The organism is Corynebacterium halotolerans YIM 70093 = DSM 44683 (assembly GCF_000341345.1).
Classification (GTDB): domain Bacteria; phylum Actinomycetota; class Actinomycetes; order Mycobacteriales; family Mycobacteriaceae; genus Corynebacterium; species Corynebacterium halotolerans.
The window spans coordinates 82303-99358 of the sequence record NC_020302.1; the positions used below are offsets into that span (position 1 = coordinate 82303).

13 protein-coding genes and 1 pseudogene are annotated in these 17056 nt (G+C 63.8%); 7 read left to right on the top strand and 7 right to left on the bottom strand.

What is annotated here, in order from left to right; all coding sequences use genetic code 11:
* Positions 1–68 precede the first annotated feature (68 nt).
* From A605_RS00385 to A605_RS14910, 5 genes and pseudogenes are all read left to right on the top strand, one after another.
* A complete protein-coding gene (locus A605_RS00385) occupies positions 69–1826 on the top strand; it encodes a metallophosphoesterase (RefSeq protein WP_015399517.1) in 1758 nt (585 codons plus the stop codon).
* 97 nt (positions 1827–1923) lie between these two features.
* A pseudogene (locus tag A605_RS16000) lies at positions 1924–2061 on the top strand (aspartate aminotransferase family protein); the annotation flags it as partial.
* Positions 2062–2616: 555 nt separating this feature from the next.
* Positions 2617–3447, top strand: coding sequence for an SDR family NAD(P)-dependent oxidoreductase (locus A605_RS00390; RefSeq protein ID WP_015399519.1), 831 nt, complete (start codon positions 2617–2619; stop codon positions 3445–3447).
* 71 nt (positions 3448–3518) lie between these two features.
* On the top strand, positions 3519–4673 hold the full coding sequence (locus tag A605_RS00395; RefSeq protein ID WP_015399520.1) for a serine hydrolase domain-containing protein: 1155 nt from the start codon (positions 3519–3521) through the stop codon (positions 4671–4673).
* 56 nt (positions 4674–4729) lie between these two features.
* Complete coding sequence (locus tag A605_RS14910; RefSeq protein ID WP_015399521.1) at positions 4730–6946, top strand: cytochrome P450; 2217 nt, start codon at positions 4730–4732, stop codon at positions 6944–6946.
* Here A605_RS14910 and A605_RS00405 read toward each other — a convergent pair.
* Positions 6883–8087 (bottom strand): IS3 family transposase gene (locus tag A605_RS00405; protein ID WP_149029457.1). Its coding sequence is split into 2 segments (ribosomal slippage): positions 6883–7793 and positions 7793–8087, totalling 1206 coding nucleotides; the frame shifts between segments, so codons are not numbered across the junction. The genes A605_RS14910 and A605_RS00405 overlap by 64 nt on opposite strands.
* Positions 8088–8131: 44 nt before the next feature.
* On the opposite strand from A605_RS00405, the gene A605_RS00415 reads away from it, so the two are divergent.
* Complete coding sequence (locus A605_RS00415) at positions 8132–8323, top strand: 2Fe-2S iron-sulfur cluster-binding protein (RefSeq protein ID WP_015399524.1); 192 nt, start codon at positions 8132–8134, stop codon at positions 8321–8323.
* A gap of 182 nt (positions 8324–8505) precedes the next feature.
* On the opposite strand, the gene A605_RS15200 is transcribed toward A605_RS00415, so the two are convergent.
* Complete coding sequence (locus A605_RS15200) at positions 8506–9222, bottom strand: hypothetical protein (RefSeq protein WP_149029357.1); 717 nt, start codon at positions 9220–9222, stop codon at positions 8506–8508.
* 258 nt (positions 9223–9480) lie between these two features.
* Here A605_RS15200 and A605_RS00420 point away from each other — a divergent pair, with 258 nt between their 5' ends.
* Entirely contained in the window at positions 9481–10566 is a 1086-nt protein-coding gene (locus A605_RS00420) for a GmrSD restriction endonuclease domain-containing protein (protein WP_034991310.1), read from the top strand.
* A 144-nt stretch (positions 10567–10710) separates the two neighbouring features.
* On the opposite strand, the gene A605_RS00425 is transcribed toward A605_RS00420, so the two are convergent.
* The 5 genes from A605_RS00425 to A605_RS00445 all read right to left on the bottom strand — a co-directional run bounded on the left by A605_RS00425 (position 10711) and on the right by A605_RS00445 (position 16905).
* Positions 10711–11619: an IS982 family transposase gene (locus tag A605_RS00425; RefSeq protein ID WP_042440207.1), complete on the bottom strand. Its 909-nt coding sequence runs from the start codon at positions 11617–11619 to the stop codon at positions 10711–10713.
* 285 nt (positions 11620–11904) lie between these two features.
* On the bottom strand, positions 11905–12885 hold the full coding sequence (locus tag A605_RS00430; RefSeq protein ID WP_015399527.1) for an alpha/beta hydrolase: 981 nt from the start codon (positions 12883–12885) through the stop codon (positions 11905–11907).
* Entirely contained in the window at positions 12885–14396 is a 1512-nt protein-coding gene (locus A605_RS00435; protein WP_149029358.1) for a flavin-containing monooxygenase, read from the bottom strand. Before A605_RS00435 ends, A605_RS00430 begins: the two co-directional genes overlap by 1 nt.
* Positions 14397–14401: 5 nt before the next feature.
* A complete protein-coding gene (locus tag A605_RS00440; protein WP_015399529.1) occupies positions 14402–15562 on the bottom strand; it encodes an alcohol dehydrogenase catalytic domain-containing protein in 1161 nt (386 codons plus the stop codon).
* Positions 15562–16905: an MFS transporter gene (locus tag A605_RS00445; RefSeq protein ID WP_015399530.1), complete on the bottom strand. Its 1344-nt coding sequence runs from the start codon at positions 16903–16905 to the stop codon at positions 15562–15564. Before A605_RS00445 ends, A605_RS00440 begins: the two co-directional genes overlap by 1 nt.
* Positions 16906–17056 lie beyond the last annotated feature (151 nt).

The window sequence follows — 17056 nt, forward strand, 5'->3', positions numbered from 1 at the left end:
GAGACGCAGGTCAGGCCGTTTTCCCTCAGTACCGCCAGTACATTCTCGAACAAATACCAGGATGCCCCATGTCTAATCCCCGATTCCACCGTGCGGCACTCGCCGCCGGACTCGCTACCGCCACCCTGCTGACTCCGGTGGCCCACGCCGCTCCCGTCGACTTCGCACCCCGGCCCGCCGACACCAGCGCCACCGACGACGTCATCGCCCGCGAATCCTTTGACGGGCTCGCCACTCAGCTGAAGCAGCGGGTCAATGACCCGAGCATCGACGACGGCACCGTCGGCTTCACCCGCACCGCGCCGGAGGGCTGGACCGTCGAGAACGATCTCTCGATGGCAGGGGTGGGCGCAGAGGAGTGGCGTGGCTGGTCCTTCACCACCCGCGACTTCTGGGTGGATGCCGAAGACCAGATGCGCGACCGGTTCTCACGCGCCCAGGGGGTCATCGCCGTGGCGGACTCCGATGAGTTCCACGACCACCACCCGGGAGCGCATGATTTCACAACCACCCTTACCTCCGATGAGGTTCCGGTCGGCGGGCTCGACGCGGTCGAGCTGTCATTCGACTCGCACTACCGCGGCTGGGCGGGCCAGTCGGCGACGGTCACGATCTCGTTCGACGGAGGGGCACCGCAGGAGGTCGTCCGGTATGACTCGACCACCGTCACCGATGACTACGACGGCCGGGTGATCAGCGCGAACGAGACCCACCGCATCGAGGTACCCGCCGGCGCCAAGAATGCCGTATTCAACTGGTCCTTCCAGGCGGACGAGAACAGCTGGTACTGGGCCATCGACTCGGTTGCGGTCCGTGCGGCCCAGCCGGAGGCCGACGTCCCGGCGACCTCGGCCTGGGTCGTCTCCGATATCCAGGGGGACCCTGACGACCTGTCGCACGGGCTCGCCGATCTACACACCGTTCGTCCCGACGCCTCCGGCCTGATCACGGTCGGTGACATCGTCCCGAACGGCACCGAGGACGAGTGGGCCGACATCCACGCGGTGATGGAGGAACGGCAGGAGATCCTGCCCGAACTCGTCGCGACGATCGGCAACCACGAGTCCTACTCGGACGCGCCGTGGGAGGTCCACAAGGACCGCTTCCTGGAATTCGCCGACCGTGAGCAGGTGTGGGGTGAGTACGTCCTCGAGGGTGCCGGCGTCGATATCCCGGTTCTGGTCCTGGGCCAGGAGGAGCAGCGCCCGCCCGAGGTCCCGATGAGTGAAGAGCAGCTGACCTGGCTCGACGAGCGGCTCGACCACTGGACCGCCCAGGGCCGGCAGGTGCTGGTCGCCTCGCACTTCCCGCTGGGCAACACCACCGGGGGAACCTGGATGCCGCAGTACAGCGAGCATTACGAACACAACGACCTGCTCACCCGGATGCTGTCCGATCACCCGAACGCGATCATGCTGTCCGGACACACCCACTACCCGGTCGAGAACGGCGACTGGGCCGTCCAGCGGCGTAGCGCAACCGGCCACCCCGATGGCTTCTGGGCCGTCAACACCGCCTCGATGCAGGTCGAATGGGATGCCCGCGGGGAGAACACCGCCGACGCCACCGAGATCGTCACCCGTGACATCAACCGCGGTCTGACCGTCGACGCCTACGAAGACCGCATGGTCATCACGGCACGGGACTTCGGGACGGTCGCCGAGGACGGCGCCGACAACACCATCAACGAGGAGATCCGGTCGATCACGATTCCGAACCCCCTCTATGACGCTGACGGCGGCCACGACAGGGAAGGCGACCGGCCGTCGGGCGGCTCCAGCCTGCTCGGCAGCTCGGCCTCCTCCCTCGGCTCCTCGATCGGCTGACTCGTCGGCAGGTGGACGTGATCGGCACCGCCATTGTCGAGGTGCCCGCAGATCATGGAGCTGACCCCGACACAGATCTGTCGTTCTTATCACCAGCCGAGTCGGTCTGTGGCCGTACATCGGCATGAACCGCACCCGCATCGCCCCGCCGCTGGCCATCACCGAGGAGGACCTGGTCCGCGGGCTCGACATCATTGACGAGGCACTGGGCGAGATCGCGGGCTACGCGGGGTAGGACTTCGCTTATCGACACCCGGGGAGGCATCGAGAGAGCGGTCGGCGCGCTCGGTGTCATTAGCCCGTGGCAGGCCACTTCCCGTGAAAACCCCGGGTTAAACAACAGCAAACAAGCAGTTGCTGAACGCGTTCGCAATGTATCTGCTGTCCTCCCACGCCTGCCCGCCATCTCGAGCTCGGAGTCTTCCGGCTGGGTGCGGCCCTGTTGCCGTACCTCCACCCCGATATTCTTGCCGCGCTTGGGATGCAGTCAATCCCGCTGTTCAGGCGCGCGAAAGGTCTTGGTGGCATCTGAAGCTGGTGCTCATCATGTCGAGAGAAGGGGGAATTCCGGGAATGGAATTCCGGAAATGCGTGGGAATAACGCCGGCGCGTGTCTCAAGCTCCCCCAGAGCCTTGAGCTGTCACCGAGATCCTGAACTCCAGCCCTATCCGGGGGCGGCAAAGGGAATACCTGCGTTCCCAAAGCGCTCACTTTCATCCTTTCACTAGATACCTGTCCATCCATCCTGTTTGAATGTGCCCTAACACACATCACGGCGAAAGGAATGGCATGGCTCTCCACCCGAACACTGCTCTCGAGGACAAGATCGCCGTGGTCACCGGTGCCGGTTCCGGGATGGGGCTGGCCACCGTCCGCGCCTTCGTCCGTGAGGGCGCACGGGTCTACGCCCTGGATATCTCCCGGGACAACCTCGACCGGGAGCTCGGTGCGGAGGACAGTGTCACGACCATCGCCCTCGACATCGCTGATTCCGCGAGCGTCAATGAAGCCTTCGAACGCATCAACCAGGACCACGGCAGGCTCGACATCCTCATCAATGCCGCGGGCGTGAACACCCCGAACCGGCGGGCCACCGAGTGGCTGGACTCCATCAACCACCGGATGATGGACGCGATGAAGTCGGGGGAGTCGTTCACGCCCGAGTTCCTCACCGAGATCCCGGACGAGGACTTCGACCGGGTGATGAAGATCAACGTCAACGGCACCTTCTTCACCACCCGCGCCGCCGCGCCGCTGCTCAAGGCCGCCGGCGGGGGAGTGGTCGTCAACTTCGCCTCCGTCGCCGGCCTGGTCGCCCTGCCGATGCCCGCCTACTACCCGGCCTCCAAGACCGCCGTGATCGGCATGACCCGCTCCCTCGCCGGCGAACTCGCGCCCTTCAATATCCGGGTCAACGCCCTGGCCCCGGCCGGCATCAACACCGCGCTGCTCACCCAGTCCGGTGACGACCACGTCCAGGCCCTGCTGTCCATGCAGCCGCTCAAGCGGCTGGCCGAGCCGGAGGAGATCGCCGAGACGCTCGTCTTCCTCTCCTCCGACGCCGGCACGCACTACACCGGCCAGATTCTCTCGCCCTCCGGCGGCGCGTACCTCACCTAAACCTCAAGCGGTCCCCACCACCGCAGCCACCGCGGACGTCGATAAGCAGGCAGCAGGAAGGAAACCCCCACATGAGCATGAACCAGAAGGCCCTGAAGCGGCTCGAGGACGAGATCAACGCCGACATCGAGCGCGGATCTTATGACGGTGTGAACCTGATCGTCGCCCGCCACGGCGAGATCGCCCTGCAGGGCACCTATGGCTACGCCGAGCGTGCCACCGGTCGCCCGACGAAGCGGGACGACGTCTACCGGATCCTGTCGATGTCCAAGGCCTTCACCAACACCCTGGCCTACCGGGCGCTCGGGGAGGGCAAGCTCGCGCTGTCCACCCGGGTCGTCGACCTCATCCCGGAGTTCCTCGGCACCGATCCCTTCCGCGCCGTGCGCAAGGACAGAATCAACCTCGCCCACCTGCTCACGCACCGCTCCGGCATGCCCGCCACCCCGGACCCGGGCCTGCCGGCCGACAGGTTCGGCGTGCTCGCCGACGTCATCGCCGCCCTCGGCTCCGTCGACGTGGTCAACGAGCCCGGCACGAACCTCAACTACGCCCCGAGCATCAACCACGCGCTGATGGGCGAGATGGTCCGCCGCGCCTACGGCTACGGGCACTTCCGCGACCTGGCCCGCGACCTCGTCTTCGAGCCTCTCGGCATGACGGACACCGCCTTTGGCCTGCCCAGGGCCAACGAGGGCCGCGCCGTCCCGTTGAAGGTCTATGTGCCGGAGGACGGTTGGCTCGCCCCGGAAGATATCGAGTGTCTCAACGACTACATCACCGCCGACGCCGAGATGCCCTGGGTGGGTGCGACCTCGACCGTGGATGACGTGTTCAAGTTCGCCGAGCTCTTCCGTCGCAGGGGCGAGGTCGACGGCGAGCACCTCATCGCGCCGGCCGTCGTCGAGCAGGCCACCACCCTGCAGACCGGCGACATGCCCAACGACCTGTACTCCGGCCTCGCCGCCCAGCGCAGCTGGGAGACCCCGGCCGGCAACTTCGGCCTCGGCTTCTCCCTGTCCGGCACCGGCACCGCCCCGAATTTCTTCGGACCCTTTACCTCCCCGCGCACCTTCGGCAACTACGGCGCCGGTTCCACCCTCTTCTGGGTCGACCCGGAGCGCGACCTGACCTTCGTTTTCCTGTCCTCCGGGGTCATGGACGAGGGCGACAATGTCGCCCGCTTCCAGAAACTGTCCACCATGGTCGTGGCCGCGGCCGTCTGACCTCCGCTTACCGACGCCTACGCCCCCTCACCGTTCCAGCAGAAAGGTAGGTCACCATGACCACCGTGCAGCAGACCGCACCCGCCGGCAAGTGCCCCTTCGCCCACGGCTTCGACGCCATGGGGGACGACTACTTCTCCGATCCGGCGGCTCACTTCGCCTCCGTCCGTGATGAGACCCCGACCTTCTTCTACCCGCACCTCAACGCCTGGATCATCACCCGCCGCGAGGACGCGCTGCAGGTGCTCGGTGACTGGCGGAAGTTCTCCTCGGCCGCGAACTCCGCGATGATCGAGGTTCCCGAGCAGTACCGCGACGTCATCTCCCAGGACCTGATCTCCCGCGTGCTCGTCGGCTCTGACCCGCAGGGCCACACCATCGCCCGCGGCGTCGCCCAGCTGGGCTTCCTGCAGGCGGACATGGACGCCCTCGCCCCGGAGATCGAGGCGCGCGCCCACCGCATCATCGACTCCTTCGAGAACAACGGAAAGGGCAACCTGCTCGAGGACTACTGCCTGGAACTGACCACCCAGACGTTGCTGGCCCACATGGGACTGGGCTACGGGTACGCGGACTTCATCAAGCAGCTGCGCGATGACTTCTTCCAGGTGCTCGCCTCCGCCCAGGAGCCCTTCGAGGAGCCGCAGCGTTCCATCGTCTGGTCCCGCTACACGGAGGCCAACCTGCGACTGCGCGAGATCATCGAGTCCCGCCGCGAGTCGGACGCCCGTGACCTGATCTCCATCATGGCATCGCAGAAGGATGAGAACGGCGAGTTCATCCTGGGCGCGGACCAGATCGCCATCCACCTCACCGAGTTCGCCGCCGCCGGCACCGACACCACCGCCCAGGCCATGGCCAATGCCCTGCTCTTCCTGGAGAAGAACCCCGAGGCCCTCGACGACGCCCTGCTCGAGCCCGAGCTGTGGCCGCGCGTGTTCGAGGAGACCGTCCGCCGGCGCCCGTCGTCGACCTTCGCCTCGCGGAAGGCCATGATCGACGTCGAGCTGTCCGGCGCGCAGATCAAGGCCGGCGACATGGTGTGGATCGCCTTGAGCTCGGTGAACACGGACCCCTCGTATGTTGAGGACCCCTTCGCCTTCGACATCCACCGCCCCGATCCGGAGGACCACCTGGCCTTTTCCACCGGCCGCCACAAGTGTCTGGGCAACCCGCTGGCCCGCGTCCAGGGTGCGACCGGTCTGAAGGTGCTCTTCGAGCGTCTGCCCTCCGTCCGCGTGGACGATCCGGACGCCCTCGACTTCGTCCGCTTCGCCCTGCTCCCGGCCCGCCGCTCGCTGAACGTCCACTGGGACGTGGCGGACGTCGAGTTCTCCAGGCAGCAGGTGGTGCGCACCCTTCAGCTGAGCGTGGCGCAGCGCCGCGAGGAATCCGAGGGCGTGGTGTCGTTGACGCTGCGCCACCCCGACGGCGGCGAGCTGCCGAAGTGGAGGCCCGGCGCGCACATCGACCTGCACCTGGCGGGCACGGACGGGTCGGGCACGGACGGGTCGGACACGGACGGGGAGACGCTGCTGCGCCAGTACTCGTTGTCCGGTGACAGCGAGGACCGGTCCGCCTACCGGGTGGGGGTGCTGCGCGAGAACGACGGACGCGGTGGATCCGTGGCCGCGCACCGGGTGCAGGAGGGCGACACGGTCACCGTGTCCTGGCCGCGCAACAACTTCCGCTTCGTCGACGCCGGGCGGTACCTGTTCATCGCCGGCGGCATCGGCATCACCCCGATCCTCGCGATGATCCGCGAGGCCGAGCGGAAAGGCAGGGACTGGCGGCTGGTCTACGGCGGGCGGACGCGGGCGTCGATGGCGTTCGTCGATGAGCTTTCGCAGTACGGCGACAAGGTGCAGCTCGTCCCGCAGGACGAGCTCGGCCACCTGGACCTGCCGTCGGTGCTGGGTGAGGCGGTCGAGGACACGTTGATCTACTGCTGCGGCCCGGAGGGTCTGCTTCAGGCGGTGGAGGAGGGCTCGGCCCACTGGCCGAAGAACAGCCTACGCCTGGAGCGTTTCTCCCCGAAGGTGATCACCCGTGACTACGAGGACGAGGCCTTCGAGGTGGAGTTCGCGGGGTCGGGGAGGACCGTTGCTGTTGGTGCGGGGGAGAGCATTCTCGAGGCCGCCGACCGGGCGGGCCTGCCGGTGATCTCCTCGTGGGGGGTGTCCCCCTTTGAGTGGACACGCAGGATTGATCAAGCAGCGGGTGCCACGGTAACAGCCGTGGCGCGGTGTTCGAAAGCTCTCGGCGATAAGTAACTGATCCCGGAGTGCCGACGACGTGTGTTGTACCTCGTGATCCACCGGAACACCTCCCGTCGACACTGAACCGGCGACGCCCAACCACCAGAACCTTGCAGCGTCTCCCGCTTCAGCGAGGCGTTGAACGACTCAGCCATCGCGTTATCCGCACTCGATCCGATCCGGCCCATCGACTGGCGGATCCCCAGCCTCCGGCACGTGGTCTGGAACGCTGAGGAGGTATAGACGCTGCCGTGGTCCGAGTGAAATATTGCCCCGTCCAGGGAGCCTCTCGTGCGTGCCGCGTCCTCAATCGCGTCCTGGACGAGACTGGTACGCATGTGGTCCGCAAGCGAGTAGCCGACCAGACGCCTGGAACAGACGTCGATGACCGTGGCCAGGTACATGAATTCTCCTTTCCCGCAGGGCAAGTAGGTGATGTCGCCGATATAGAGCTGGTTGCAGTCCTCGGCGGTGAAGTCTCGGCCGACGAGGTCGTCGAAGACCCTCGCGTCCTGGTCCGGGATGGTGGTGCGCTTCTTCTTGCGCAGGCTCACCCCGACGATCTGGTGCTGGCACATGAGACGTTCGATGCGTTTGTGGTTGACCGGCGTGGGCGCGGTGTCGTTGATTTCGGCGGTCATGCGGCGCACTCCGATCGTGGCGTCGAACTCCTCGTGGTAGTCCCGCATCTGGGCCACCAGCACCTCATCGGCGTGCTGGCGCTGCCTGCGGGCAGGCTTGCCGTCCCGCCACTTGTAAAAGCTTGACCGGTTCAGATTAAGGACATGACACAACCGCTTCACCGAGTAGGTGGTGGCGTAGTCGTCAACGAACTGGAAGCGGATCACCAGGTCGTCTCTCCCGCGAAATACTTCGCGGCCTTGCGCAGGATATCGCGCTCGGTGGAAAGCTTCTGGGTCTCCGAGCGCAGGTGCTGGACTTCTTTGCGCAGGCGCAGCAGCTCGTCGGTGGGGTCCTCGGCGGTGCGGCTGGGCTGGACGCCGCGGGCCCTGCGGGCGGCGTAGACCCAGTTCTTCAACGTCGCCCGGCTGATGCCGAGGTCCACGGCGATTGAGGAAAAAGAAGCGCCCTTGGTGTCCTCGTAGAGCCGGACCGCGTCGGCTTTGAACTCATCGGTGTAGGTGTTCTTCGGCATGGTGGTCTCTCGCATTCTCCGGCCCATTCTGGGCCAGGGTCAGCGTGTCCACCAAACAGGGGACGGCCCCGTGCAAGACCGGCACCTGCGGTACCTGCGAGACCGCGGTGCTGGGTGGTTCCGTGGACCACCGCGACTCGATTCTCACCGCGGACGAGCAGGCCGCCAACGACACCATGATGATCTGTGTCTCGCGTGCCGAGCGGGGCTGCGGGAAGCTCGTGCTGGAGCGGTAGTTGGACTTGTTGGGCGATTGATGCCTTTCTGGGAAATCCGGAAGGGCATCAATTGCTCTAAAGCCGAGACATTGAGGACGTAGATTGTCGCTGCGGGCTCTACCGTGATGGGGCACTGGTTTCTCGTCTTCGTCGGTCTCTTGCCAACGACACATGAAAAACCGAGATGATGTGACTACGGATTATTCGATGGGAACGATGAACAGATTCTCGTGGTCTGACTCAAAGTGAACTTCTGCCACATTGTCGGGAACGGGCAAGAAAGAGGTGCCTATTGCCGAGTACCCCGGGAACTCCGCGCGAAGGTCACTGTGGGTTCCTGCGCCATTGCAGTAGGACTCAGGCATAACACCGGTCATTCTTCCATCAGTGGTGGTGGCTGACCAGGGGAACGAGCGGAAAGGGGAGGTGAAATCGGAATCTGCGTCGGCGGGCATCGTTGCTTCGAAAGCCAGAGAGACGAAGCGGCCAACGTGATTAGATTCCGGGCATACCGCTTGTGAATTAACTTCAGTGAGTGTGAGGGTCATGCACGTGCCATCTTCCGGCGAGTACATCGAGCAGGGCACGTCAACAGAGTCTCCGACATTGAGCGTCACAGGGTAGAGTGACTCCGGTTCCTGCGTCGCGGTGTAATCGTCTGATGCGTCAGTTGCAGGTTCAACGAGGTCTTTGCTGAAAGCATCGCTGAAGGCATCTTCGTAAGCGGCAATGATGTCGGATCTTGCTTCTTCATATCCGGTGCCGAAACCGGCGAAAAATGTCACGCCGAGCGCAGCCAGGCTGCCCAGCGTAACTCCGACCTTCTTTTTCGTTGACCAGCCGGGCTTTTTCTCGATCGGCTGGGGGATTGGGTTGAAAGCCGGATATTGGTTCGGCTGCTCTCCCGGGTGGCTCATTGTGACCCTTCTGTTGGATGGGGCTCTCGACGGACGCCTTGGACGGGGAAAGACATTATCAAGGGGGATAGACAGGGATTTCACAGATGCACTTAATATTAGAACCTGTGTTCCTATGCTGGAGTTCCATGCCTGGGTAAGAAGTGATAAGAGTGATCCGCGCTTATAGGCGCCTCCAAGCTCGCCAACCTCCTCAGCAATCGCCATCAGTGAGCCATTATTTAGTTTTCATTCAGCCTTCTTCTAAGATATCTCCTCATGACGTTGAAGCGTTGGATTACTGTTTCCGGGGCGGCCCTGATCGTGGGGCTGACTGCTGTGGGCTGCACGTCCCCGGACGGGGGAGCGACTGATTCGAGCACGGTCGAGGCCACGGCCTCCCCGGCGGCGGAAACCACCGCACCAGTATCACCGGCAGCCGACACCGCTCCGGATGGGGACGCCGCCGCGGCGGGGGAGCAGTCCGGTGCCCCGGGCGATCAGACTGCGGCCGCGGGGAGCGCGATGGCCGCGCTGGAGACCCTGGAGGTCAAGGGCCGGGCCCCGAAGACCGGGTACGACCGCGACATGTTCGGGCCCGCCTGGGCGGACACCGACCACAACGGCTGCGACACCCGTAACGACATCCTCGCCCGCGACCTGGAGTCCGAGACCTTCCGGCCCGGCACCCAGGACTGCGTGGTGCTCACCGGTGTCCTCGACGATCCCTTTACCGCCACCGAAATCCACTTCCAGCGCGGCCAGGACACCTCCACCGAGGTGCAGATCGACCACGTCGTGGCCCTGTCGGATGCCTGGCAGAAGGGCGCCCAGCAGCTCGACGAGACCACGCGCACCGAGTTCGCCAACGACCCGTTGAACCTGCTGGCCGTCGACGGTCCGGCCAACGCCCAGAAGGGTGACGGCGACGCCGCGACCTGGCTGCCGGCCAACCGGTCGTTCCGCTGTGACTACGTCTCCCGGCAGATCGCGGTGAAGGCGCGTTACGACCTCTGGGTGACCAGCGCGGAGAAGGACGCCATGGCGACGGTGCTGTCCGACTGCCCCGGGCAGGCGCTGCCGACCGGCCAGACTGCCGCCTACGAGGTGGATACCACCGCCACCCAGTCCCCGGCCCCTGCGGCTCCGGTGGCTCCGGTGGCTGAGATTCCGGCACCGGCTCCCGTGACCGAGGCACCGGCCCCGGCCCCGCAGATTGAGGTTCCCCAGTCGGCGGGAACGGATCCGCAGTTCGGCAGCTGCAAGGCTGCCAAGGCCGCCGGCTTCGGTCCCTACGTCTCCGGTGTCGATCCGGAATACAACTGGTACCGCGACGGTGACAACGACGGCACCAACTGCGAGTAACAGCTCGCATCAGTGTTCCGGTGGGGAACCTGTTAAAGTACCCGGCGCCGACACTCCTACTGCAAGTACCAGCCTCTGAATGCGTACGAGGACATCTACGCTGATAAGCTACGAGTCCTAGCCTAGATGATTGATTCCGGGGGTTTAGTGGTCGTACGCGGTCAATGATCTTAGGACCGGCTGGCCGGTGGTGTGGTTGTGCCAGATCACCGCGCTCAACGCCAGCAACCGCCGCACCATCCGGCTGAGCACCCCGGAGATGGTCCGGCCTCCGTGCTGCTCCAGGCCCAACTGGCCTTTCAACGTGTCAAACACCGACTCGATCCGTTGCCGCAGAGGTTTCAGAAAGTGCTTGCCGGGCCTGGATGTTTCCCCTTTCCGGGCCGGCCGGATGAGTTCGACACCACCATTGTTGAGTTCTTCTTCCAACCAGGTGCCGTTGTAGCCCTTGTCCGCCATGATGATCTGGCCGGCCGGCACGGGCACCGGTGCCGCATCCAGCATGGACAGCAGGGTGGCGCGTTCATCGGCCTTCGCCCCGGTGAGCGCGTAGCCGACCGGCAGACCGTGCAGGGTGGAGACCAGATGCAGCCGTAGTCCCCAGAAAAAGCGGGAGTGCGACGCGCAGTAGCCGTACTCGGCGAACCCGGCCATGTTCGATCGTTTCACCGTTTCCCGGGAGCGGCCACATTCGACCGGGGTGGAGTCCACGACCCAGACGTCATCGTTGAGCAGCCCGGTACAGGTGGCCAGGTGGGTCATGATGTGCTGCATGAGTTCGGTGAGGTTGCGTTGGCGTTTGTTGTAGCCGGGCTGCTGGGGGATATAGGGAAATACGCTGGCCAGTCGTGTGCGGGCGAAGCGGATGAAGCGGCGTTCGGAGGTGAATCCGAGCAGGGTTTCGATGATGCCCAGGACGATGAGTTCCGCGTCGCTGATCCGTGGTTGGATTCCGGTGGCTGGTCGCTGTGGCGCGAGCTCGGGATGGGTGTTGATGAAGTCGTCGGCGGTGACGTAGAGTGCGGTTGCGAGAGTGTTGAGATTGTTGTCCACAACTTCGATCTTGAACACTCTCGCTTTATTTTTGGGTAGCGACTCCCCTGGAATCAATCATCTAGTATTACCCCGTGCCCACCATCCGGGATAAAGGCCCAACCTACTAATCTGATTCCCTTCTGCAGGGGCCGGGATGGTGGTGACGCGCGCGGGTAAATGGTACTGGTTTTCTGGGTATCGGCAAGACTCCCGGTACCGCTTCACAAGAACTCCGGTTCCCGAAAAACGCGCGGGTCAATGGTGGCTTCGGCCTTTCAAGCAGTGACGGGGCAATTCACCCCGCTACACAGAGGTGTTCTCCACGATGAAGTCCGCAGCCTTGTTCACGTAGTGCTCGCCGGTAGGAATCCTCCCGGCCGAAGTGAAAAGCCCGTGAGCGTAACCGACTAAGTGTTCATACTGGACAGGGGCACCTGCCGCCGCGAGCTTTGCCGCATAACGTGCTCCTTCCTCAGCCAGCGGATCGTTGTCTACCGTGATCACGTAGGAGGCGGGCAGGCCCTCGGGAAGCACGGCCTGCAAGGGGCTCAGGTCTGATGCGGAGCGATCCACCTCTTTGCTGACGTAGGCATCCGCGAACCACTCCATCGTTTCGGCGACCAATGGGAAGCCAGCCACCACCCGCTGGTATGACGCGGAGGTAGTGATGTTCCCCTCTGTCAGGTCCGTGACTGGATAAAGCAGCACCTGGGAATCAATGGGATTCTTGACGCCGCCCGCCACCGCTTCGTTGGTCAACACCGTAGCCAGTTGGCCTCCCGCACTGTCCCCGACGAGACTCAGTGACGATAATCGGACGCCGTGCAGGTCGTCCCGCTCGAGGAACCAGTCCATCGCCTCCCGGCAATCATCGATAGCGGCGGGATAGCGGTGCTCCGGGGCAAGACGGTAATCCACCGCCAGCAGGGGAAGACCGGTGCGGACTGACAAGCGACGAGCCACGAAGTGGTGAGTCCGTAGGTTCCCCATGATCCACCCCCCGCCGTGCACGAACAGGATGCCGGCGGTGGGGTTGGAGCGCTCCGTCTTGGAGCGCGGATCGTAGAGACGGACGTGGAAAGCGCCCACCTCAAAGTCGGATTGCTCCGGGGTATGCGTCTCATGCAGAGGGGCGGCTTCGCAGTTTTCGACGTACATGCGACGCACGTCCTCGACCGAGTACTCGTGGAAGGGCAGACCGCCAGCTCGGCGGAATGCCTCAAGCGGGGGAAGAGCGTCCTTCGCGATCGCTCGGCCGGTGAATTCGTCCTTGTCAACTCGCATTAGCTTGCTCCGTAACCTGCCAGATCTAGTTCTGCTGCAACCTCGGCGTCGCCGATGATGCCGTAGTCAGCGAGGTTCAGCTCGGCTGCGAGGGCGTGGTACTCGGCGACGGTGCCGGACCAGTTGTTGATGACCTTGCCGTCCTCGTTCTTATACCAGGAGGAGCAGTCCGAGGAGTAGGCGGACTTGCTCAGTTCGTCCTGGATTTGGACGTTGAACGTGCGCAGGGTCGACGGGGTGACGTCGAGGACGTTCTGCTCGTCGGCACCCAGGTAGTCGACACCTTGGCGAATGTAGCGATTCTGGGCCTCGATCATGGCGACGATCGAGTGGTGGTTCAGATTGGTATTGGGTCCGTAGAGGATGAACATGTTGGGAAACCCGTCCACGCTCATGCCCAGGTAAGCTTCGGGAGCGTTGCCCCATCGCTCGTCCAGGCTCACGCCGTCGCGGCCAATGATTTCCATGCCCGCCTGGAATGCCTGGCTCTGAAATCCGGTGCCGAAGACCAGTACGTCGAATTCGTGCTCCACGCCGTCGCGGGTGACGATGCCCCTGGGTGTGATGCGCTCAATTCCCTCGGTAACCAGCGAGACGTTCTCTCGATTGAAGGTCGGGTAGAAGTCATCGGAGCGCAGGATTCGCTTGCAGCCGAAATCGTAATCTGGTGTGAACTTCTCGCGCAGCACCGGATCCTGAATGTGGTTCTCCAGGTGCTCCCGGGCGAGCCGCATGCCCTCGGCCGCAGCATCAGTCTGACGTCGGGTGCGCTCGAAGCCCGCCTCGCGCTCGTTGTGAATCGACTTGCGCAGCTGACGATAGGTTTCAGGGTTGCGCTGGAAGCTTGCCAATTCCTCCTCGGTGAACACCTGCTGATTGCGAGGAAGGATGTAGTTGGCCGAACGCTGGAAGACTGACAGGTGGGAGGCGACCTCCGCGACCTCGGGGACATACTGCACGGCGGAAGCCGCCGCGCCGATGGAGCCGACGCGCTTGCCGGTGAGATCGACGTCATGCCGCCACTCGGCAGAGTGGAAGGAGATACCCTCAAAAGTGGACAGGCCCGGGAAGTTCGGGATGTTCGGCGTGCCGAGCTGCCCCCATGCGGGGACCAGCGCACGACTCCGGTACCGGGTTCCCTCCTTGGTCGTCAGTGCCCACACCTTATCGGTCTCGTCCCAGACCGCCGAGGTGACGTGCTGGCCGGTGCGAAGATAATCCTTGAGGCCGTATTCGTCGGCCAGGGCGTTGAGGTAGCCCAGCAACTCCTCGCGGCCGGCGTACATGCGGGACACCCCGAGATGGAGAAAATAGCTGAAGCAGTAGATAACGGACTGGGTGTCGCAAGCGGCCCCAGGATAGGTGTTGTCCCGCCAGACTCCGCCGAGCTGATCCTCCTTCTCCAGGATGAGGAAGTTGTCGATCCCGTCCCGGGCGAACTGCGCGCCCTGGCCTAGGCCGGAGTAACCGGCACCGATGATGATCGCGTTGTACACGTGGTCATTGCTCATGATGGTCATTCCTTGTCTTCCTCGTCGGAGGGAGTGGGGAAAACAATAATCTGCCGCAGGACGTTACCTTGCTCCAGCTGATCCATTGCCTCGTTGATGTCAGTGAGTTCAATCCGTGAGGAGATGAGTCCCTCGGCATTGAGTTTTCCTTCGCGCCACAACGCTTCGTAGATTGGGATGTCCACACTCGGCACGGCGGAGCCGAGGTAGCTGCCCACGAGGTGGCGGGCCTGGGAGGTGATCTGCAGCGGGTCGATCTCGATTTTCTGACCCGGTGCAGGAAGGCCCACGGTGCAAGTCATCCCGCCCGGTTCGGTGATCGCCCAGGCGGTCTCCAGGGCTTTGGGGTGCCCGGCGGCTTCGATAACAGCTGCAAAGCGCTTCCCGGAGGCCTCTGCCTCGATCGGGGACATCACCGAGCTAGCGCCGAGTTCCAGTGCCATATCCCGCTTGGACTCCTGGAGGTCAATACCGACGATCTCCTTGACTCCGAGGGCGGCGGCGGTGATGACAGCCGCCATACCTACGCCTCCGAGGCCGATGACGGCGATGGTGTCGTCCGACGCTGGCTTGGCAACGTTGAGCACGGCGCCGCCGCCCGTCAGGATGGCGCAGCCGAAGATCGCGGCGACCTCCGGCGGGACATCACTGCCGATTGGCACGACGGAGTTGCGGGAGACGACGGCGTGCGTGGCGAAGCCAGAGACACCGATGTGGTGCTGGACCTTTTCACCGTTACGGCGGAGGCGGCGTCCGCCTCCGAGAAGAGTGCCCGCTTCATTGGCGCGGGAACCGTTCTCGCAGGGGATCTTTCCCTCAGACCGGCAGCCCTGACAGTTGCCGCAGCGCGGCAGGAAGGTCATGACGACCGTGTCGCCGACGGCAATGTCATTCACGCCGGGTCCGACCAGTTCCACTATGCCGGTGGCTTCATGGCCCAGCAGCATCGGGACGGGGCGGGGCCGGTCGTTGTTCACCACGGAGAGATCAGAGTGGCAGACACCAGCGGCGGTAATGCGGACGAGCAGCTCGTTGTCTTCCGGGCCAGCAAGCTCCAGTTCGGATACCACAATAGGTTGTGACTGCGCGTAGGGGCGATCAGCGCCGGAGTTTTCGAGAACAGCGCCCTGGATGAGGCGGGCGGGGGCCTGGGTAACTGTGGTCATTAGAGAGTCCTGCTCTTCACGGTGGGGCGCTCGGTTACGGTTTCGACTGCCGGTGCGGAGGAACGGATGTGCTTGTCGAAGTCCTCCTCATCGACGTCCTCGAGAAGCGTGCCGCTAGTTTCCTTCACGCCGTAGACCATGCTGAAGATGGAGAAGGCGAGGAGGGTGAAGAGGTAGATGGCGATCGGGATCCAGCTGTCGAAGGTGTTCCACAGGAAGACGGCGATGATCGGGGCCAACGAACCACCGAGGATCGAGCCGAGCTGGTAGGCGGCGGAGACGCCGGCATAGCGGGCACGGGTGGGGAAGAGCTCACCGAACAGCGCACCCTCAGGGCCATACATGAAGGACTGGACGACAAGGCCGAAGATGACAGCGAAGAGGATGATGATGAACGATCCGGTGTTCAGCAGTGGGAAGTAGAATGGGGCCCAGACGAGGGCCAGGACTCCTCCGATGAGGTACGTCTTCCGGCGACCGATCTGGTCGGAAAGGTAGCCGCCGAAGATCATCGAGAAGAACTGAACGATGTTCGCAATGAACATGATCAACAGGACATCCTGGGATGTCATGGCGTCGAAGATCGTCAGGTAGGTCAGCGTGAACGCGATGATCAGGTAGTACATGGCGTTCTCACCGATGCGCACCGCGGTAGCCACGGCCAGCTGCTTCGGGTACTGCGTGATGACAGTGCGCAGGCCGGTGGAAGCGTGGGAGTTCTCCTCCTGGCTCTTGAGGGCCTCCTTGAAGATCGGGGCGTCCTCGACCTTCTTGCGGATGTAGTAGCCGATGAACACGACGACCGCGGAGAGCCAGAAGGCGATGCGCCAGCCCCAGGCAAGGAAGGCCTCTTCGGAGAGCAGGAAGTTCGAACCGAGGAGCACGATGGTGGCCAAGACGTTTCCGACGGAGGCGGCGGCCTGCGGGTAGGAGGCCCAGTAGCCACGCTGCTCGGGTGGGCTGTGCTCACCAACCAGCAGGACAGCGCCGCCCCACTCGCCGCCGACGGCGAAGCCCTGGATGAAGCGGAGGGCAGCAAGCGCAATGGGTGCCGCGTAGCCCCAGACGCTGAAGTCCGGCAGGCAGCCCATGAGGAAAGTGGCTACGCCAATCATGATGAGCGACACCTGCAGCATCTTCTTGCGTCCGAACCGGTCACCGAGCTGTCCGAAGACGAAGCCGCCGAGGGGACGGGCAATAAAGCCGATGGCGTAGGTCAGGAACGCGGCGAGTACCGCGTCCAGTGGGTTGCCGCCATTCGGGAAGAACGTCACGCTGAACACAAGCGCCGCGGCGGTACCATAGATGAAGAACTCATACCATTCAATGACGGTGCCGGCCATTGAGCCGGTGACAGCCCTGCGGAGAGTGCCTTTATCTGACTGAGTGTGGCCGCTCGACGCCCTGGATGTAGTAGACATTGCAGTCTCACTTTCTGGTCTTTCCGGGAGGAAGTGAGACTTAGATTACATTCAAGAACATGTTGTTAGAAGG